General features: G+C 60.6%; 19 protein-coding genes and 1 tRNA gene. 6 read left to right on the top strand and 14 right to left on the bottom strand.

The genetic code is table 11. The features are described from left to right. Window positions 1–3 precede the first annotated feature (3 nt). The 6 genes from RDN59_RS05495 (at window position 4) to RDN59_RS05520 (ending at window position 3,967) form a co-directional block, all read left to right on the top strand. Window positions 4–77 (top strand) — tRNA-Leu (locus RDN59_RS05495). Between the two features lie 67 nt (window positions 78–144). Beyond that, window positions 145–420: a hypothetical protein gene (locus tag RDN59_RS05500; RefSeq protein WP_308606967.1), complete on the top strand. Its 276-nt coding sequence runs from the start codon at window positions 145–147 to the stop codon at window positions 418–420. Between the two features lie 136 nt (window positions 421–556). Continuing rightward, window positions 557–1,372 (top strand): DUF368 domain-containing protein, encoded by an 816-nt coding sequence (locus RDN59_RS05505; protein WP_308606968.1) that lies wholly within the window; start codon window positions 557–559, stop codon window positions 1,370–1,372. A 3-nt stretch (window positions 1,373–1,375) separates the two neighbouring features. Beyond that, window positions 1,376–2,257: an ABC transporter substrate-binding protein gene (locus tag RDN59_RS05510; protein ID WP_308606969.1), complete on the top strand. Its 882-nt coding sequence runs from the start codon at window positions 1,376–1,378 to the stop codon at window positions 2,255–2,257. Next, on the top strand, window positions 2,250–3,203 hold the full coding sequence (locus tag RDN59_RS05515; protein WP_070700372.1) for an amino acid ABC transporter permease: 954 nt from the start codon (window positions 2,250–2,252) through the stop codon (window positions 3,201–3,203). The genes RDN59_RS05510 and RDN59_RS05515 overlap by 8 nt, the downstream gene beginning before the upstream one ends. Beyond that, window positions 3,203–3,967, top strand: coding sequence for an amino acid ABC transporter ATP-binding protein (locus RDN59_RS05520; protein WP_308606970.1), 765 nt, complete (start codon window positions 3,203–3,205; stop codon window positions 3,965–3,967). Before RDN59_RS05515 ends, RDN59_RS05520 begins: the two co-directional genes overlap by 1 nt. A 213-nt stretch (window positions 3,968–4,180) precedes the next feature. Here the strand turns inward: RDN59_RS05520 and nusB are convergent, their stop codons facing one another. The 14 genes from nusB to RDN59_RS05590 form a co-directional block, all read right to left on the bottom strand. Next, window positions 4,181–4,711 (bottom strand): transcription antitermination factor NusB, encoded by a 531-nt coding sequence (nusB, locus tag RDN59_RS05525; RefSeq protein ID WP_308606971.1) that lies wholly within the window; start codon window positions 4,709–4,711, stop codon window positions 4,181–4,183. 1 nt (window position 4,712) lies between these two features. Further along, entirely contained in the window at window positions 4,713–5,276 is a 564-nt protein-coding gene (efp, locus tag RDN59_RS05530; protein ID WP_308606972.1) for an elongation factor P, read from the bottom strand. Between the two features lie 94 nt (window positions 5,277–5,370). After that, a complete protein-coding gene (locus RDN59_RS05535) occupies window positions 5,371–6,462 on the bottom strand; it encodes an aminopeptidase P family protein (protein ID WP_308606973.1) in 1,092 nt (363 codons plus the stop codon). A 43-nt stretch (window positions 6,463–6,505) separates the two neighbouring features. After that, window positions 6,506–6,931 carry a type II 3-dehydroquinate dehydratase gene (gene aroQ / locus RDN59_RS05540; RefSeq protein ID WP_308606974.1) on the bottom strand — a complete coding sequence of 142 codons (426 nt, stop codon included), beginning with the start codon at window positions 6,929–6,931 and terminating at the stop codon, window positions 6,506–6,508. 38 nt (window positions 6,932–6,969) lie between these two features. After that, window positions 6,970–8,040: a 3-dehydroquinate synthase gene (gene aroB / locus RDN59_RS05545; protein WP_308606975.1), complete on the bottom strand. Its 1,071-nt coding sequence runs from the start codon at window positions 8,038–8,040 to the stop codon at window positions 6,970–6,972. Between the two features lie 78 nt (window positions 8,041–8,118). After that, a complete protein-coding gene (locus tag RDN59_RS05550; RefSeq protein ID WP_308606976.1) occupies window positions 8,119–8,628 on the bottom strand; it encodes a shikimate kinase in 510 nt (169 codons plus the stop codon). After that, entirely contained in the window at window positions 8,625–9,836 is a 1,212-nt protein-coding gene (gene aroC / locus RDN59_RS05555) for a chorismate synthase (protein WP_308606977.1), read from the bottom strand. Before aroC ends, RDN59_RS05550 begins: the two co-directional genes overlap by 4 nt. A gap of 51 nt (window positions 9,837–9,887) precedes the next feature. After that, a complete protein-coding gene (locus RDN59_RS05560) occupies window positions 9,888–10,280 on the bottom strand; it encodes an A24 family peptidase (protein WP_308606978.1) in 393 nt (130 codons plus the stop codon). A 45-nt stretch (window positions 10,281–10,325) separates the two neighbouring features. After that, entirely contained in the window at window positions 10,326–11,132 is an 807-nt protein-coding gene (locus tag RDN59_RS05565) for a shikimate dehydrogenase (protein ID WP_308606979.1), read from the bottom strand. 4 nt (window positions 11,133–11,136) lie between these two features. Next, window positions 11,137–12,312, bottom strand: coding sequence for an endolytic transglycosylase MltG (mltG, locus tag RDN59_RS05570; protein ID WP_308606991.1), 1,176 nt, complete (start codon window positions 12,310–12,312; stop codon window positions 11,137–11,139). Window positions 12,313–12,334: 22 nt separating this feature from the next. Then, window positions 12,335–12,883: a Holliday junction resolvase RuvX gene (ruvX, locus tag RDN59_RS05575; RefSeq protein WP_308606980.1), complete on the bottom strand. Its 549-nt coding sequence runs from the start codon at window positions 12,881–12,883 to the stop codon at window positions 12,335–12,337. Window positions 12,884–12,941: 58 nt separating this feature from the next. Beyond that, complete coding sequence (gene alaS, locus RDN59_RS05580; protein WP_308606981.1) at window positions 12,942–15,629, bottom strand: alanine--tRNA ligase; 2,688 nt, start codon at window positions 15,627–15,629, stop codon at window positions 12,942–12,944. A gap of 67 nt (window positions 15,630–15,696) precedes the next feature. Further along, the gene (locus tag RDN59_RS05585) at window positions 15,697–17,052 is read right to left on the bottom strand and encodes a replication-associated recombination protein A (protein ID WP_308606982.1); all 1,356 of its coding nucleotides are present in this window, start codon (window positions 17,050–17,052) and stop codon (window positions 15,697–15,699) included. Further along, complete coding sequence (locus RDN59_RS05590) at window positions 17,052–18,269, bottom strand: phosphotransferase (protein WP_308606992.1); 1,218 nt, start codon at window positions 18,267–18,269, stop codon at window positions 17,052–17,054. The genes RDN59_RS05585 and RDN59_RS05590 overlap by 1 nt, the downstream gene beginning before the upstream one ends. Window positions 18,270–18,288 lie beyond the last annotated feature (19 nt).

Here is an 18,288-nt window from a genome sequence, read left to right on the forward strand (position 1 = left end):
TGCGCCCCTGTAGCCCAATTGGCAGAGGCAACGGATTCAAAACCCGTGTAGTGTGAGTTCGAGTCTCACCAGGGGCACAATTCCACCCCACAACAGAGCCTGTTGTGGGGTGTTAGCGTTTTCAACGGAAAGGAACCCGTCGCCATGCGTCGCACTATCATCGCTGTGAGCACCGCCATTGCCCTCACCCTAGGCGGCACCGCCGCTGCTACTGCTGCCGAGTCCAGCGCGGACAAGCAGATATCCACCAAGGTTGAAGGATCTTCTTACTATCAAGAGCTGCGCAAGTCCACGGCTTCCTCCAACGATCCTCAGCTGAATAATTTCTACGCAGTGCTTCTCGACGGCCTCGTCGGCCTCACTGTCTTCGCCATCCTGGGATCGATCTACGGTGAAGTGTCCAAGCGCCTGCCGATGTAAAAGGCGTATAACCTTCTACTGACTGAATAGTTTGCATAAGCCTGCGTTGTGGTGAGAGAATAAAAAGTCATCTGCTCACCCGCTCTTCCCGGCACGGCAATCCCACCGGGTAGACAGTCAAGGTTACTTTCGGTTTATGCATTATCTTTTCAACGCCATTCGCGGCGCCCTTATTGGCATGGCCGAGTTAGTCCCCGGAATCTCCGGCGGCACCGTTGCGCTCATCGTCGGTATCTATGAGCGTGCTTTGCATAACGCCAATGATCTCCTCTCCGGCCGCTTTAAGAAGGTCGAATGGGGCTTCCTCGTCTCCGTGGCCGTCGGCATGCTCGTCGCCGTTTTCGGGTTCTCCACGATTCTCCACAACTTTGTGGAGGGCCAAGCGTCGCTATCCAGCGCCCTCTTCCTCGGCATGGTCGCCGTATCCATCATCGTGCCACTGAGCATGATGTCGCGTTTTTCGCCCGCCTCCTTGGCCGCACTTCTCATCGCCGCTGTCGCAATCTTCTTCGTCACCGGCTTCACCTCCACCCCAATAGAAGACCCCAACCTGATTGTCGTCTTCCTCGCCGCGATGGTGGCCGTGTGCGCGCTCGTTCTTCCCGGTGTGTCGGGCTCCCTCATTTTGTTGACGATGGGCCTCTACGCCCCGATCATCGGTGCGGTCTCAGACCGCGACATGGTCGTGGTGGGTGTCTTTGCACTCGGTGCGGTGTGCGGCCTCGCAGCCTTCGTCAAGGTGTTGAACTACCTGCTGGATAATCACCGCGATATCACCCTTGCAGCTATGGCTGGTTTCATGCTCGGCTCCCTACGTGCGTTGTGGCCATGGGGCGCTGACCAAGACGCCTCCACACCACTAATCCTGCTTATGTTTGCGATTGGCGGCATCATCGTGGCCATTTTCATCGTTGTGGACCGGCGCAAAGCCGCTAGCTACCAAGAGAGTTAAAGCATGAGAAAGAAAACGGCCATCGTGGGCGCTGCCGGGTTGTTAACTTCGGCCACCCTCTCCGGTTGCGTCACGAACGAGGAACCAGCACTGCCAGAAGGCTGGTCCGCACCCAACGTGGACGAAGTACCCGAGATCGCGGCGATGTACGAGGACGCCGACGGCGTCCTCACCGTCGGCACGAACCCACCTTTTGCGCCTTTTGAATTCAAGGATTCCGATGGCTCGATCATCGGCCTAGAGATGGACTTGGCCAATGCCGTCGCCCAGGTGTTGGGGCTTGAATTTCAGCCGGTGGAGCAAGACTTCTCCATGATTCTGCCGGCGGTCCAAGCCGGACAAATCGATCTGGGCGGTTCCGGATTCACCGATACCGATGAGCGGCGCGAGAACTTCGATTTCGTCGATATTCTCTATGCCGGCATTCAGTGGGCGAAACTCACCGATGGCCCCAATGACGTGGACCCATCCAACCCCTGCGGCCTCACCGTCGCGGTGCAGCGCACCACGGTGTCGGAGACCGACGATCTGCGCCCCAAGCAGGAAGCCTGCGACGGCGACCTGACCATTCTTCCCTATGACACGAGCGACAATGCCGCTCTAGCGGTCTTGATGGGCCGAGCGGACGCGTTGTCAGCGGATTCCCCAGTCTCCGCATGGGCGGTCAACCGCTCGGATGGGCGTATGTCCATGGTCGGCGAAATGTTCGACGCAGCACCCTACGGCTTCGCTGTACCAAAGGACTCCGACCTGGGCCCAGCCGTAGCAGCGGCGTTCCAACACCTCATCGACACCGGAGCTTACGCGGAGATTCTCGATAAATGGGGTGTAACCGAGGGACTCGTCGAACAAGCAATGATTAATGAAAGGCCGATCAATGACTAACTCCTCTCTCCCGGCTGCGCCGGATTCAGCGGCTTCGACTCCCCCGGAAAAGATCGAAGCTCGCCCACTGCGCCACCCCTGGCGCTGGGTCTTCGCTACCCTTCTCGCTCTGCTTGCAGTGTGGTTCATCATCTCCTCGGCGCGCAATGAGGCTTTCGGGTGGGGCACGTATTTCCAGTATCTTTTCGATACCCGGATCGCCACCGCTGCGCTGCACACCATTGCCATTACGATTCTGGCGATGATCATTGGCGTCGTGGGCGGCGCTGCCCTCGCGGTGATGCGCATGTCCCCCAACCCAGTGCTGGGAGGCGTTTCTTGGGTTTTCTTGTGGCTCTTCCGTGGCACGCCAATCTACGTGCAGCTCGTCTTCTGGGGTCTGCTTTCGGCCCTCTATCAATCCATCAACCTAGGATTCGCGGAGATTTCCCTCACCGAGGTGCTCACTAACGCATTCCTTCTTTCCGTCTTGGGCTTGGGCCTAAACGAGGCCGCATACATGGCGGAGATTGTCCGCTCCGGTATCTCATCTGTTCCGGAAGGCCAGAAGGAAGCAAGCAAGGCCCTGGGAATGGGTTGGTGGATGACCATGCGCCGCACGGTACTGCCGCAGGCTATGCGCATCATCATCCCGCCGACCGGCAATGAGTTCATTTCTCTGCTCAAGACTTCCTCCCTTGTGGTTGCCATTCCCTACACGGCCGAAATTTTTGGCCGCGCCACGGATATCTCGGCCGCGCTCTTCGAGCCCATTCCGCTTCTGATGGTGGCCGCGACGTGGTACCTGGCCATCACCTCTCTGCTCATGGTGGGCCAGTACTTCTTGGAGCGCCGCTTTGAGCGCGGCGCCACCCGCGAGCTCACCGGCCGCCAGCTGGCCGCACTAGCGGATGCCGAAGGAACTATCCCCCGCAACGTCTCTGTCATCCCGGAGGTAAAGAACTAATGACCACCCCCATGATCTCCGCGCAGAATGTGCACAAATCCTTCGGCCAGCTCGAGGTTCTTAAAGGAATCGACCTCACCGTCATGCCCGGCGAAGTCACCTGCCTCTTGGGCCCCTCCGGTTCCGGCAAGTCCACCTTCCTGCGCTGCTGTAATCACCTGGAGAAGGTCACGGCAGGCCGCCTCTACATCGACGGCGAACTCATCGGTTTCCGCGAGCGCAACGGCGTACTCTATGAGATCTCCGAGAAAGAAGCCGCCGCCCAGCGCCAGGATATCGGCATGGTCTTCCAACAGTTCAACCTGTTTAGCCACCGCACCGTGCTGGAAAACATCATCGAGGCACCGGTCCAGGTAAAGAAGCAGAGCCCGGAGAAAGCCAAAAAGAAGGCCATGGAGCTGCTGGAAAAGGTCGGCCTCGCGCACAAGGCGGAGGCCTACCCAGTGCAACTGTCAGGTGGTCAGCAGCAGCGTGTCGCCATTGCCCGCGCGGTTGCCATGGACCCGAAGCTGATGCTTTTCGACGAGCCTACCTCCGCCCTCGACCCCGAGCTCGTCGGTGAAGTTCTCCGCGTCATGAAGGAGCTTGCCGCCGATGGCATGACCATGCTTGTCGTGACCCATGAGATGGGCTTTGCCCGGGAGGTCGCCGACACCATTGTCTTCATGGATGGCGGCAGCGTCGTCGAAACCGGTACGCCTGAGCAACTCTTGGACAACCCGCAGCACCAGCGCACGAAGGATTTCCTCTCTTCGCTGCTCTAGCGCGCTGCACCACCACGCACGCAGCACTACCGCAACTGCCCTCGTTGCCAAAGATCGCCGCTGAGATTGAGGATCTGGCCAGATCTTTGGCAACAAGGGCAGTTTTTCTATTTGAACCCGTCCAAGACAAAACTCCGGCCAGTCCGCAAAGGAAATCTGGCCGGAGTTTTTCTGAAGAGAGCTAGCGAAACAGCTAACGCTAGCGGTGGGGTTCTATTCGGTGTCCCCTTCCGTTTCCGTAGTCTCAGCGGGCTCCTCAGAGTCCTCGGCGGGGGCCGAGGCCATCGGGCTATCCGCAGACTGGGCTTGGATGACGTCATCCAGCACCGCGTGGATGTAGGGCGCGGCCTTGTCATTGGAGTACTCCGAGGCAAGCTCAACGCCCTCAACGAGCGCAGTAGCGTTGGGAACATCCGCATTGAAGAGGATCTCCCAGACTGACACGCGCATGATCGCGCGGTCAACAGCAGGGATGCGCTCTAGGGACCACTCGCTGGAAAGGTAACGGGCGATGGCGTCATCGATAGCGTCCAACTCTTCAGCTGCGCCGCTGACGATCTCGCGGGTGTACTCAGCGATCGGCGCCACACCATTTTCCGGGTCGCGGGCAAGCTCGACGCGGTCCTCCACGATTGCTACCGGATCAACATCGCGCGACTCTGCCTCGAAGAGGATATCTGCGGCTCGGCGGCGCGCACGGTAGCGCGCCGTGTGACGCTTATAGTTAGGCTCTGGCGGGGTCATCTTAGTGGTTGACGCGAGACAGGTACTCGCCAGTACGGGTATCGATCTTGAGGATGTTACCGGTCTCAATGAACAACGGAACCTGGATCTCAGCACCGGTCTCGAGCGTCGCCGGCTTAGTGCCGCCGCTGGAGCGGTCACCCTGCAGGCCCGGCTCGGTGTGCTCCACCTTCAGGTCAACGGAGATCGGCAGCTCACCGAACAGAGCCTCACCGTCGTGGAAGGAGACCTGGACGCGCATGTTCTCCAAGAGGAACTTACCGGCGTCACCGAACTTCTCAAACGGCAGTTCGTACTGCTCGTAGGTCTTATCATCCATGACCACATAGTTCTGGCCATCGTTGTACAGGTAGGTCATGTCGCGGCGGTCGACGTTAGCGGTCTCCACCTTCACGCCAGCGTTGAAGGTCTTGTCCGTTACCTTGCCAGAGACCACGTCCTTGAGCTTGGTACGCACGAAAGCTGGGCCCTTGCCCGGCTTCACATGCTGAAACTCAACAATTTGCTGCAGCTTGTTGTCGATCTTCAGAACGAGACCGTTCTTGAAATCAGTGGTATCTGCCATGAAATGACTCTCCCAAATCACTTGTAGTCGAAACTATGAAAACAGTGTCTAAGCATACCGTACGCACGGCGCCAACGGAGCGAAGGGGTGCTGGCTACAGCACCTGAAGTTCCTTCGGGTAGGGCGTAATGATCTTCGCTGCGCCGGAGGTAATGAAAAGACTGTCCTCGATACGAACGCCACCCTTGCCCGGAATGTAAATGCCTGGCTCGATGGTCAATGTCATGCCTTCAGCCAATTCGCCCTTTCCGGTTTTCGCTGCGGAGGGGCCTTCGTGCACGTCAAGACCGATGCCGTGGCCGGTGGAGTGGACGAAGTACTCGCCATAGCCGGCGTCGGCAATAATGTCGCGGCAGGCCGCGTCGACGTCGACAAGCTTCGTGCCCGGCACCGCAGCCTTGACACCTGCTTCCTGGGCCCGCAGCACGACGTCATAGATCTCGCGGGCAAAGTCGGTGACCTCACCGATAGCGAAGGTGCGTGTGCAGTCGGAGTTAAAACCGCGCAGGTGGGCTCCGAAGTCGATCGTGACCAGGTCACCCTTGCGCAGCTCGCGGTCATCCGCGCCGTGGTGGGGTTTAGCGGAGTTCTCGCCGGAGGCCACGATGGTGTCAAAGCTCACGCGCTCCGAACCGAGCATGCGCATGCGGTATTCCAAGTCAGCAGCGACCTGTCGCTCTGTGCGGCCAGCAGCTACCTCACCCGCCTCGATAAGATCGGTGAGCGCCTGGTTTGCCAAAGCGGCAATTTCCTCCAGTTTCTGAAGCTCAATGTTGTCCTTGACCAAGCGAATCTTCTCAATTACCCCGGTGACTGGAACCAGCGTCACGCCTTCGGGCTTCGCCTTCTCCAGACGCTCGAGTTGCGCGACAGTGACATAGTCCGCCTCGTAGCCAACCCGCAGATCATCGGATACCTTCTCCAGTAGGTGCGGGCCCACATCGCGGCCAAGGCTGGCTTCGATATCCGGGACTTCCTGTGCAATCTGGGTTGTGTAGCGGCCATCAGTTGCCATGAGCGCGGAGAGATCCTTGCGGAGCAACAAACCGCCATTCGAGCCGGAAAAACCCGTCAGGTAGCGCACGTGCGTCAAGTGGGTAACAATAATGGCGTCAATACGCTGGCCGGACAGCTCGGTCATAAGCTTGCGGCGACGGTTGCCATAACGAGTATCGGCTAATGCCATGAGAGAATCACTCCAATCATTTTCAAGCGATACTCCATGATAGCTAATTTGCCAGGAAGTACCCCAGTGCCGCGACGTAGCCATAGGAGCCCAGCCCTGCGATAACACCACGCGCGATGGGGCTGAGGTAAGAGTGCTGGCGGAAAGCCTCGCGTGCATGCACGTTGGAGAGGTGAACCTCGACGAAACCGGCGCCATCGGCTACCTCGGCCAAGGCATCCCGTAGCGCCACCGAGGTGTGGGTAAAGCCGCCTGGGTTGATGATCACGGGCCAGCCTTCGTCGGCGGCTCGATGCACCTGCTCGATGAGTTCACCCTCATGGTTGGACTGGAAGAAGACGATCTCTTCCTCCCCCGCCGCGGCGCGCACGTGGCTTTCGATATCCGCTAGGCTTTCGCTTCCGTAAATCTCTGGCTGGCGTTTGCCCAAACGGTTCAGGTTGGGGCCGTTGAGAACGAGGATTGTCATGGAATACTCCTTGAAGCTTTAGGGGGTCAGCTGAAACTCTACGAGGCCAATTGCGCGTAAGCTGCGCGCAACTCCTCCTCTGTGGCGTCTTCGAGGCGGGTTGTTTCCCCAATACCAGTGAGCGCGACGAAGCGGATGCGACCCTCGCGGTTCTTCTTGTCGTGCCGCATGCCGTCGAGCAACTCCTCGAAGTGCCCCTGCTCATAGGTGGTGGGCAGCCCAATCCGGGTGAGGATGTCTCGGTGGGTGGCGACGAGGGTGGCGTCGATAAGCCCCCGAGCGTGGGACAGGTGCGCAATAAACATCATGCCCACCGCCACCGCACGGCCGTGGCGCCACGAATAGTTCTCGTGGCGCTCCACGGCGTGACCGAAGGTGTGGCCGTAATTGAGGGTTTCGCGCAGACCGGACTCCTTCAAGTCCTGGCCCACCACGTGCGCTTTGACGGCAATGGACCGCTCGATGAGCTCCGGAAGCAAGCCGTCCGGTTTTAGGCATGCGGCGGGGTCCGCTAGATAGTGCTCGATGATGCGTGGATCGTGGATAAAGCCAGTCTTGATGATTTCTGCAGAGCCAGCGATGATCTCGTTCTCGGGCAGCGTGCGCAAGTGGTCCAGATCGACGAAGACTGAATCCGGCTCGTGGAACGCCCCAACGAGGTTCTTTCCTGCGGCCGTGTTGATCCCAGTCTTCCCGCCCACGGCAGCATCAACCATCGCCAGCAGCGTCGTCGGAGCCTGAATAACCGGGATGCCGCGCATCCACGTCGCCGCGGCAAAACCCGCCAAATCTGTGACGGCTCCGCCACCGAGGCCGATGACTGCATCGCGGCGGCTAAACCCAGCGTCACCGAACACATCCCACAGACGTGCCAACACATCAAGCTGCTTGGCAGCCTCGGCATCGGGAACCTCGACCGGGGTGGCCTCGAGGCCCTGTGCGCTGGCTTGCTCAGCAAGGTTGCGGGCAGCCTCGGCGAGCGGCGGCTGGTGGATAATCGCTACCTTCGCTGCACCAATGCTCGCGGCGCGCTCAATCATCGCAGCACTGAGGCCGCTGCCAATCGTGACCTCGTAGGGGGATGGTCCATTAACCGGAATGGTGTGCATGTGAGCGGCTCCTTCTGCAGCGCTAGTAGTCGTCTTCATTAGTCGTCGTGGGGTGCGAGTGGCAGCACACCAAGTGTTTTAGAGAGTCTCGAGGAAGCTCAAAATATCGCCCACCACCTGCTGCGGGGAACGCACACCGGTGCGCACCTTTAGGTCTGCAACCTCGGTATAGAGCGGCCGGCGCTCCTCCAAGAGTTGCGTATAGTGCGCGAGGGGATCAGCCGACTCCAAAACCGGACGGTTGGTATCCCCTAGAGTGCGGGTGACACCTTCTTCGGGCGTGATGTCGAGGAACACAACGGTCAGGCTATCGAGCAAGTCGCGCGTGGATTCAGTCAGCACTGCCCCACCACCCAGGCTCACGACACCAGTGGTGGCCAGTGCCTCGCGCACGACCTCGGCTTCCACTTCTCGGAATGCCGGCTCACCCAGCTCGGAGAAAATCTCGCCGCACTTCTTTCCATAGCGCGCCTCAATGAGGCTATCGGTATCAACAACGTCGCAATTCAGCGCCCGCGACAAGCGGCGACCGATCGTGGTCTTGCCGGAACCGGGAGGTCCTACAAGGACGACGTGTGGGGAGTTCATGCGTCACCCCACTCCAGTCGGCCTGCCACGTAGTCCTGGTAGGCAGCGATGTTGCGCTTGGTTTCGGCGAGGCTATCGCCGCCGAATTTCTCCAGCACCGCACGCGCAAGAACAAGCGCCACCATCGCCTCTGCCACGACGCCGGCAGCCGGTACCGCGCAGACGTCGGACCGCTGGTGAATGGCGGTTGCCGCCCCACCTGTGGCCATGTCGACCGTCTTGAGCGCACGCGGAACCGTGGAAATCGGCTTCATCGCCGCGCGCACGCGCAGCGTCTGGCCGTTGGTCATGCCGCCTTCCAGACCACCAGCGCGGTTAGTCTCACGATCCACACCATTGTCGGTACGAACCATTTCATCGTGCGCTTCGCTGCCGCGGCGGCGGGCTTCAGCGAAACCATCGCCGACCTCAACGCCCTTGATTGCCTGAATACCCATCAAGGCGGCGGCGAGTTGTGCGTCGAGACGGTCTTCACCCGAGGTGTGCGAGCCCAAACCGATCGGCAAACCTTCCACGATCACCTCGACGATTCCGCCCAGGGTGTCTCCCTGCTTCTTCGCGGTTTCGATCTCTGTGATCATGGACTCTTCCGCCGCCTTATCGCAGGCGCGTACCGGTGAGGCATCAATAGCCTCAAGGTCCGCGAAGCTAGGGTGCGGGCCGTCATAAGGTTCAGAGGCACCGATGGAGATGACGTGGGACAGCACCTCGACTCCCAGGGTTTCGCGGAGGAAGTTGCGCGCGACCGTGGCCGCGGCCACGCGGGCGGCGGTCTCACGCGCCGAAGAGCGCTCCAGGATGGGGCGGGCCTCCGCGTGATCAAACTTCACCATGCCGGCGAAATCGGCATGCCCCGGGCGGGGACGAGTCAGCGGGGCGCCGCGGCCAGATGCCATCGCCTTAGCGGTTTCCGGATCATCAAAGTCTAGCGCGTCCGGGGACATGATGGTGGTCCACTTCGGCCACTCCGTGTTGCCGATCATGATGGCTATCGGGCTGCCCAGGGTCAGGCCATGTCGAATGCCACTGAGCAAGGTGAGCTCATCGGCCTCGAACTTCATACGGGCACCACGGCCGTAGCCGAGGCGGCGGCGAGAGAGCTGGAGAGCGATGTCGTCTTGGGAAACGGGAACCCCGGCGGGCATGTGCTCGATGAGTGCAACGAGTGCCTGGCCGTGAGATTCACCTGCGGTAGTCCAACGAAGCATGCGGACTATTATCACACGCTAGGGAATCTTTCGTGGGCACTGGGCTGCCTATCACACCGTGTCGGGGCTAAAGAACACGACAAAGGCTGCGGCAATGAGCATGCCAGGCCCGTGCGCGGGTTTCCGATCCTGCGTTATGAACCCCCAGAGCAGCGTGCTCAGCGACGCCCCTACCATCGCTAACGCTACCCCTAGTACTCCCGCCGCGTGGGCGGTCACCATGCCCAGTGGCAACGCCAGCTTGAGATCACCCCCGCCCACGCTTCCGGCACGGCTCAGCAAGGCAACCAGAATATAAAGCCCCGGCCACAGCAGCCCGGCTGGGTCGAACCACCACAGCGACAGCACGGCGGCCGGCAGGGTCAGATAGTTGGGCAGGCGTTTGAAGCGCAGGTCATAAACGATTAAGGCGCACCCCCACGCCAGAAAGAGCACATCCCCCATGACTGCGCAGCCTACCGTGCGGGGTGCTGCGGCGCATGCTGTTGATTAAGGCAGCTTGAGCGCAGCGTTGAGAGCAGCCAGCATTTCTGCTCGCGGGGCGGTGTGCCCGGTAAACTGTTCAAACTGCGAATAAGCCTGGTTAGCCAGCATGATGTGCCCGCCGACCGTCGGATAGCCATCAGCAGCCGCGTAGACAGTTAAAGGCGTAGGCCATGGATCGTAAATAACGTCGAACACTGGAGCCTTTGCCAACTGGGTCAGATGCTCTTGCACGGCGGCGGAGGGAACAGTGGAGACGATGAGGTCCACCGAGCGCGCTAACCCCGCGAGATCATCACCAAAAGATGCTGAGTGGAGGGAGAGGCCAAGGGCGTCCCCGAGCGGCCGTAGTTCAGCACGACGATCTGAGCGATTGAGCACAGTGACATCGGTAACACCACGCTGGGCTAGCCCCCACAGGACCGGCCGCGCGGTTCCACCGGCGCCGATGAGCAGCGCCGAAGACGGCTGGGAAGAGCCCAGCAGCTCATCGAGCGCGCCCAACACGCCTTCCGTATCCGTGTTGTCCGCGCGCCACCCTTGCGGGGTGCGCACCAGTGTATTCGCGGAACCGATGAGCTCAGCGCGCTCGCTGACGATGTCCGCATAAGCCAGGGCGTCGAACTTCAATGGCATGGTCACTGAGAAACCTTTGTACTCCTCCCCTACCTCGGCGAGGAAGGCAGCCAAGTCGGTCACCTCGAACCTGGTGTAATCCCAGTCCTGCAGGTTCAGCGCATCATAGCCGGCCTTATGGAGGACTGGGGATAGCGAATGCTCGATGGGGCTGCCTAGAACTGCGGCGCGCGGCATCGTATTACTGCTCCTCTGCTGGTGGCTCGCCGGCGCCTTCGCGCTGGCTGTCCAGGATGCCGGAGCGCACTGCATCGTCAACGTTGGCAAGGTGCTCATCATAGTTGTCGGTAAAGACCGTCGTGCCCTTGTCATCAACCGTGACGAAGAAGAGCCAATTGCCCTCTGCCGGGTTCTCCATGGCCTGGATGGCCTCCTCCGACGGCGAGGCGATCGGGGAATCCGGAAGACCATCCTTCGCATAAGTATTCCACGGGGTTTCGCGGTGGCGGTCCTCATCGGTGGTGGCCAGCTCGACATCCTCGAGTCCATAGTTCACAGTGGAGTCCAATTCCAAGCGCATCGGCTCGTGGAGGCGGTTGAGGATGACGCGGGCAACCTTGTCGAACTCACCGGCCGGCGACTCACGCTCCACCAGGGATGCTGCGGTCAGGAGCTCATAGGGCTTCAGGCCGATGGCCTGCGCGCGGTCGACAATGTTGGTGTCGTTGTACTTCTTCGTCGAACGAGTGATGAGATCGGTCAGGATCTCCTGGGCATCCATATTCGGGTCAAGCACGTACTGTCCCGGGGCGATAAGCCCCTCAATACGCTTGGGATCCTCGCCGCGGGCACGGACCTCCTCCACAGCCCAGTCCGGTGCACCCAGTTCAGCTGGGTCTACCGTGGCCGCGATCTTCTCCAGTTCCTCGGCGGATACGCAACCGCCCTCCTTGCAGGAGACCTGCGAGATCAGGGAGTAAATACCAAACCGGACATCGCCACCCAGGACGTTGACGTCCAGCAACGTCGCTCCGCCATGCACGTCGAGCAGGTCCACCATGTTGGCGTCATCAAGCAGTGCCTCCACAGCGGATTTGGCGCTCATCTCCTCTTGGAGACGGTAAAACCCGGGTTTAATTTGGCTCGCGCGCGGGTTGGAATTGGCCGCCGAAGAGAAAGCTTCAGGCGTCTTCACCACATTCTTTTCTGCTAGCTCAGGTGCCAGTTCGCCCATGGATGAGCCTTCCGGGACCTGAACGAGCTGTGTTACACCATTGCCTTGTCCCTCATAGTCCAAGGTATTGCCCCCTCCTAAAAGGCGGAAACCGATGTAGCCGAGGCCGCCGATGATGAGGACAAGGCTGGCAATAAGCACGGCCATGCCGCGCTGGCGGCGCTTGACGTACTGGGGTTCCATCGAGCGTCCGATGCGTGAAGGTTTACGGCTCACGTACTTCGTCTCCTAGGTTTGAAGGGCTGTGGCCGTTCAACGCGAAATGGCGCGCATCCAGCCAGGATTGCAAAATTTCCACCGCGGCCGCTTGGTCGATAACCGAACGGCCGCGTCTCTCTGACACGCCAGAGGCTCGCAGTGCGGATGATGCCACCACCGTGGTGAGGCGCTCATCCACCATGCGCACAGGCGGAGGTGTGTTTATCGTGTCATCTTTTGCCAAGCGGCGGTGGATACGAAACGCGATTTCCTTGGCATGTTTAACACTTGATGAGCCGTTGCCTTTGAGATCACGCGGCAAACCGACTGCCACCTCGACGACGTCATACTCGTGAATAAGCTCAAGCAGTCGGTCGATGTCACCCTTGTCGCGGTCCTTAAACCCAGTTTCACGGCGGACAGTCTCGACCGGCATAGCCAGGCGAGCATCCCGATCGGATACCGCCACACCAATGCGGACGGTTCCGACGTCGAGGCCCAACCGGCGCCCTGGTCCGGGATCGTCTGCTCCTGGCTTATCGGGCTCTACGGCCATGGTGTTCCTCCTGGTCCTGAGGGTCAGCTACAACTGGATGCCAACTAGTGCGCATCCATTAGTGGGCTTCGAGCTCATTACGGACGGCGTCGAAGGCAGCCTGCAGACCTTCGGCGTTTGCGCCGGAGCCTTGAGCCATATCGGGCTTACCGCCGCCCTTGCCATCAACGTAGCCGGAAACCAGCTTAACCAAGTCACCAGCCTTGACACCGCGCTCGATGGCGGCCTTCGTAGCACCCACGATGAACGGCAACTTGCCGCCCTCGTTCTCCGATGCCAAGACAATCACACCGGCGACATCTCCGAGGCGGTTCTTGATATCAGCGGCCAGCGTGCGCAGGTCACCGCCGTTCACGCCCTTAGGGAGCTTGACAGCCACGATCGTGAAATCATTGACGGTGGTCGCACCAGAAACCATCTCCGCGGTCTGCGACATGAGCTGAGCCTTGTGCAGCTCCGCAATCTGCTTCTCAGCGGCCTTGAGCTTCTCCGTCAGCTGCGCGATGCGCTCCGGCAGGTCCTCGGTCTGGACCTTGAGCTCGCGGGAGACACCCTCGACGAGGGCGGTCTCCTTCGAGTAGTAGCGGAATGCATCCAAGCCTGAATAGGCCTCGATGCGGCGCGCGCCGGAACCCACGGAGGATTCGCCGAGGACCGAAACCGGCCCAATCTCAGCGGTATTGCTGACGTGAGTACCACCGCAAAGCTCGATGGAGAAGGGGCCACCCATCTCCACAACGCGAACCTCGGAACCGTAGTTCTCACCAAAGAGGGCCATCGCACCCATCTCCTTGGCCTTCTCCAAGGAAGTCTCGATGGTATTGACCGGGAAGTGCTGGTCCACCGCCTGGTTGGTAACCAAAGCGATCTCATCGAGCTGCTCCTGCGTGAGCTGGTCGGTGTAGTTGAAGTCAAAGCGCAGGTAACCCGGTCGGTTCAAGGAGCCAGCCTGGACAGCGGTCGGCCCCAGCACCTGGCGCAGCGCGGCGTGAATGAGGTGCGTGGCGGAGTGCGCCTGCACGGCACCGTGGCGCCACTGCTCATCCACCTCAGCGGTAACACCGCTGCCCAGTTCAAGGCCACCAGCGGTCACCGTAGCTTTGTGGACCCACAGCTTCTTGCCGATCTTCTGCACGTCATTGACCTCAAGGAGGGTCTCACCCGCGGTAATGCGGCCTCGATCGGCGGTCTGGCCGCCAGCTTCGGCATAGAGCGGCGACTGGTCCAAGATAACCTCGACCGTGTCCCCTGCCTGGACCTCGGAGACCTTCTCGCCATCGCGGACGAGGCCGAGTACCTTGGCCTCGGACTCCAAGGTCTCGTAGCCCGTGAACAGAGTCGGGTGGTTATCCACCCAGTCACGGTACAGAGACAGATCGGCATGACCATGCTTCTTAGCCTGGTTATCAGCCTTGGCGCGGCGGCGCTGCTCACCCATGGCGGCATCGAAGCCCTCCATGTCCACGCTAAGGCCAGCTTCTTGGGCCATCTCCAACGTCAAGTCGATGGGGAAACCATAGGTATCGTGCAGTTCAAAAGCCTTCTCACCGGATAGCACCTTCGGGGTGGCCGCGCGGGAGGTGCTCTTTAGCTCGTCGACAGCTTCGTCGAAAAGCTTGGTGCCCGACTCCAAGGTCTTGAGGAAAGCCTTCTCCTCCGCCACGGCGACGCGCAGGATGCGCTCACGGTTCTCCGCAATCTCCGGGTAGGACGGAGTCATGGTGTCCATGATGGTGTTCATGAAGCGCTCCATGGTCTCACCCTTCGCACCCAGCAGCTTGGCGGAGCGGATGATGCGGCGCAGCAGTCGGCGCAGGATGTAGCCACGGCCCTCGTTGCCGGGAGTAACGCCATCCAGGATGAGCATCATGCCGGTGCGCGAGTGGTCCGCCACCACACGGAAGCGGATCAAATCTTCCTTCGGTGCATCGGGCGTGTATTTCGCCCCGGTGAGCTCTTCAGCAACATCAATGACCGGGCGCAGCAGGTCCGTCTCGTAGACGTTGTCCACGCCCTGCAGGATGCAGGCCACGCGCTCGATGCCCATGCCGGTATCGATGTTCTTCTTGGGCAGCTCACCAATGATTTCAAAGTTGCCCTTGCCGATGCCCTCGCCGCGCTCGTTCTGCATGAAGACCAGGTTCCAGATCTCCATGTAGCGATTATCGTCCGCGACGGGGCCACCGTCCTGACCATATTCCGGACCACGGTCATAGTAAATCTCGGAGCACGGTCCGCACGGGCCAGGAATACCCATGGACCAGTAATTATCCTCCATGCCGAGGCGCTGGATACGCTCGCGGGGAACACCGATCTTGTTGTGCCAGATATCGGCTGCCTCATCGTCATCGAGGTAGACCGTGACCCACAAACGCTCGGGGTCTAGCCCCAAGCCGCCCTCCTCTACCGAGTTCGTCAGCAGGTTCCAGGCGTGGGTGATGGCCCCCTCCTTGAAGTACTGGCCAAAGGAGAAATTGCCTGCCATCTGGAAGAAGGTGTTGTGACGGGTGGTAATGCCTACTTCCTCGATATCCAAGGTGCGCACGCACTTCTGGATGGAGGTCGCCGTACCGTTAGCAAAAGGCGGGTTCTGCTGGCCCAGGAAGTAGGGCTTGAAGGGAACCATGCCGGCGTTGACGAAGAGCAGGTTCGGGTCATCCAGGATCAGCGACGCGCTGGGCACGGCCTCGTGACCGGCCTTGACGAAGTGCTGGGTAAAGCGTTCCCGGATCTCATGAGTCTTCACGAGCAAAAGTCCTTCACTGTTGAGTAGTTTCTAGTCAGCGCTCAACTTTACCCGTCCGGTGCTGTGCTTAGCGACGCCGCCCCCGGATGATGTCCCGCAACCTTCCCAGGTACTCGCGCACACGCTTCTCCGCTCCGTGGTCGGTGGGCTGATAATACTCGGCACCGGCCAGCGTCTCAGGCAGATACTGCTGGGTTAGAACACCGCGTGGATCATCATGCGGGTACTGGTAACCGACGGCGTTACCTAGGCGCTTAGCGCCCTCGTAGTGCCCGTCGCGCAAGTGCGGCGGGACGTGTCCGCTCTTACCGGCCCGGACATCGGCTTGGGCAGCATTGATGGCATTAATAACGGAATTCGACTTCGGCGCCGTAGCCAGGTGGATCGTGGCCTGTGCCAGCGGGATGCGCGCCTCGGGCAGGCCGATCAGCGCAGCGGCCTCCGCGGCGGCCACGGCAGTGGGGAGCGCGGTGGGGTCGGCCATCCCAATGTCCTCTGAGGCGTGCACGATGAGCCGGCGCGCGATGAAACGTGGATCCTCGCCGGCCTCAATCATCCGGGCGAGGTAGTGCAACGCAGCGTCGACGTCGGAACCACGGATGGACTTGATGAACGCGGAGACTACGTCATAGTGCTGATCGCCGTCACGGTCATAGCGCACCACGGCGCGGTTGACGTTGTCTTTAAGGATGTCAACGGTCAGCTCGCCGCCATCCGGTACCGCCTCGGCCGCAGCCTCGAGGTAGGTCAGCGTTCGCCGCGCATCTCCCCCGGCCAGCAACACCAGTTGGTCCAGAGCGTCTTCCGTTGCGGTGATTCGCCCAGCTAATCCGCGCTCACTCGTCAGCGCTCGCTCGGCGAGAGTGCGCAGGGAGGCGTCGTCAAGCGGCTCCAAATGAAGCAGCAGCGAACGCGAGAGCAGGGGCGCCACCACGGAGAAAGATGGGTTCTCGGTCGTGGCTGCCACGAGCAGCACCGTCCGGTTTTCCACCGCAGCAAGCAACGCGTCCTGCTGGGTTTTGGAAAAGCGGTGCACCTCATCGATAAACAGCACGGTACGGCGGCCCTCAATCAGCTCGCGGCGTGCATGCGTGATGACTTCCCGTACCTGCTTGACGCCGGAGTCCAGGGCGGACAGGCCGATGAAGTTATCCCCCAGAGAGGACGCGATCAACGAGGCCAGGGTCGTCTTTCCTGTGCCCGGCGGGCCGTACAGGATGACGGAGGCCTCGCCGGAGCCCTCGACGAGGCGGCGCAGCGGAGTCCCGGGTTCCAGAAGGTGCTTTTGCCCCACTACTTCGTCGAGGCTTTGCGGCCGCATGCGTGCGGCCAGCGGTGACCCCGAATGAGTCGCAAAAATATCGGGGCCACCCGGCAGGCTTGGCGCTGATTGGTCGTCGCCGAAGAGTGACTCCTGTCCCATCAGGGCTCCCGGAGACGGGAGGCCACAGCGTGGCCGAAAGCGGCAACAGTCGAGCACCCATCGTTCTTGCACTGCGCGGCAAAGCGTGAGAGCGCTTCGAAAGTTTCATAAAGGTCGCGCCGAATCAGGAGCTCATCCTCGCTGAACGGGCCGTGATCGGAGCGGCGCAGCAGCGAGCGACGCGGGTCACGATAAATCTCGGCGTTGCCCTCCGCCAGAGCCACTACCCCTTCAATCCCACCGGCATACATCGTGGTCACGCTCGATAAAGCCCAACCAATAAGGCAAGCGACTATCAACTCATGCAGTGTCTTCTCATCCGCTAACTGCGGCCACACGTCGACGACTCGACGCTGCCAGGCTTGGATGAAAACGTCCGCCTCAGCGTCCGTAATCGGGCGACTGAAGAGGAACTGTGGGAAGCCGGCGACAACACAAGCCACGTCAAAGCCCACGTTGCGAAAACCGGCCCACTCATAATCCAGGAAGGTCAGGGTTGTCCCCACGATGATGTTGTCTGGGGATAGATCGAAGGGCGTAAAAGCGCGGTTGCGGCCAGAACTAAAGCTCTGCATGGCGGTGCGGGCCAATTCGCGGACGTGCTCTGGTGGCTCCAGTCCTGCTTCGCTGAGGATGTCCGCACCGATCAGAATGGAGCTTTTCAGGGACTCATCGCGCAGGGCCTGGTGCTCGGCGTATTCGGGATGCCGGCGCAACTGACGGTTCAGCAGGGCCTTGTAATCCTCTTCGCGCCCAGCCGTGCCCGCGTGCATTTTGCCCAGCGCGCCGCCCAGGGACCTGAGCAGCTCTCCGCGTTCTTCGTCATTGCTGCGGGCAAGAGTATCCGCCAGGGTATCGCCATCACCGGCGTCAGACAGCACCAGAATGCGCTTCTCGACGTCGTGTGCGAGCAGCACTGGGCCTGGGCGAACCTCTTCGGATAACGCTGTGGTGAACTGATAGGCCACCACCTCACGCAGAAGGGCGGCGTCATCAATGGTGTGCCCGGTGACTGGGTTGTATTTGATGACCACCGAACGATGCGGGAAGAAGGCACTCGGTGACGTGCGGGCACGAAGCACCACGGCGTTGCCCGAACCAGTGAGTTGCTCGACGTCACTAAGCTCAGGCTCCCCGCCAAAGCGGCGCGAGAGCATCTGTGAGGCTTCCGCCACCACGGCATCCGCCACAGATTCTTTCTTGGACTCGTGTCCCATCGGATTCACTTGCTTGCCT

Origin of the sequence: uncultured Corynebacterium sp., assembly GCF_902489365.1 — a bacterium.
GTDB lineage: Bacteria > Actinomycetota > Actinomycetes > Mycobacteriales > Mycobacteriaceae > Corynebacterium.

Bases quoted from the DNA above. Each gene is read 5' to 3' on its own strand.
- mltG (WP_308606991.1), bottom strand. From the start codon at position 12,312: ATGGAACCCCAGTACGTCAAGCGCCGCCAGCGCGGCATGGCCGTGCTT.
- aroC (WP_308606977.1), bottom strand. From the start codon at position 9,836: ATGCTTCGTTGGACTACCGCAGGTGAATCTCACGGCCAGGCACTCGTT.
- aroQ (WP_308606974.1), bottom strand. From the start codon at position 6,931: ATGACAATCCTCGTTCTCAACGGCCCCAACCTGAACCGTTTGGGCAAA.
- efp (WP_308606972.1), bottom strand. From the start codon at position 5,276: ATGGCAGATACCACTGATTTCAAGAACGGTCTCGTTCTGAAGATCGAC.
- RDN59_RS05500 (WP_308606967.1), top strand. From the start codon at position 145: ATGCGTCGCACTATCATCGCTGTGAGCACCGCCATTGCCCTCACCCTA.
- aroB (WP_308606975.1), bottom strand. From the start codon at position 8,040: ATGCACACCATTCCGGTTAATGGACCATCCCCCTACGAGGTCACGATT.
- RDN59_RS05585 (WP_308606982.1), bottom strand. From the start codon at position 17,052: ATGGGACAGGAGTCACTCTTCGGCGACGACCAATCAGCGCCAAGCCTG.
- RDN59_RS05505 (WP_308606968.1), top strand. From the start codon at position 557: ATGCATTATCTTTTCAACGCCATTCGCGGCGCCCTTATTGGCATGGCC.
- RDN59_RS05510 (WP_308606969.1), top strand. From the start codon at position 1,376: ATGAGAAAGAAAACGGCCATCGTGGGCGCTGCCGGGTTGTTAACTTCG.
- RDN59_RS05520 (WP_308606970.1), top strand. From the start codon at position 3,203: ATGACCACCCCCATGATCTCCGCGCAGAATGTGCACAAATCCTTCGGC.
- RDN59_RS05560 (WP_308606978.1), bottom strand. From the start codon at position 10,280: ATGGGGGATGTGCTCTTTCTGGCGTGGGGGTGCGCCTTAATCGTTTAT.
- RDN59_RS05565 (WP_308606979.1), bottom strand. From the start codon at position 11,132: ATGCCGCGCGCCGCAGTTCTAGGCAGCCCCATCGAGCATTCGCTATCC.
- ruvX (WP_308606980.1), bottom strand. From the start codon at position 12,883: ATGGCCGTAGAGCCCGATAAGCCAGGAGCAGACGATCCCGGACCAGGG.
- RDN59_RS05550 (WP_308606976.1), bottom strand. From the start codon at position 8,628: ATGAACTCCCCACACGTCGTCCTTGTAGGACCTCCCGGTTCCGGCAAG.
- nusB (WP_308606971.1), bottom strand. From the start codon at position 4,711: ATGACCCCGCCAGAGCCTAACTATAAGCGTCACACGGCGCGCTACCGT.
- RDN59_RS05590 (WP_308606992.1), bottom strand. From the start codon at position 18,269: ATGGGACACGAGTCCAAGAAAGAATCTGTGGCGGATGCCGTGGTGGCG.
- RDN59_RS05515 (WP_070700372.1), top strand. From the start codon at position 2,250: ATGACTAACTCCTCTCTCCCGGCTGCGCCGGATTCAGCGGCTTCGACT.
- RDN59_RS05535 (WP_308606973.1), bottom strand. From the start codon at position 6,462: ATGGCATTAGCCGATACTCGTTATGGCAACCGTCGCCGCAAGCTTATG.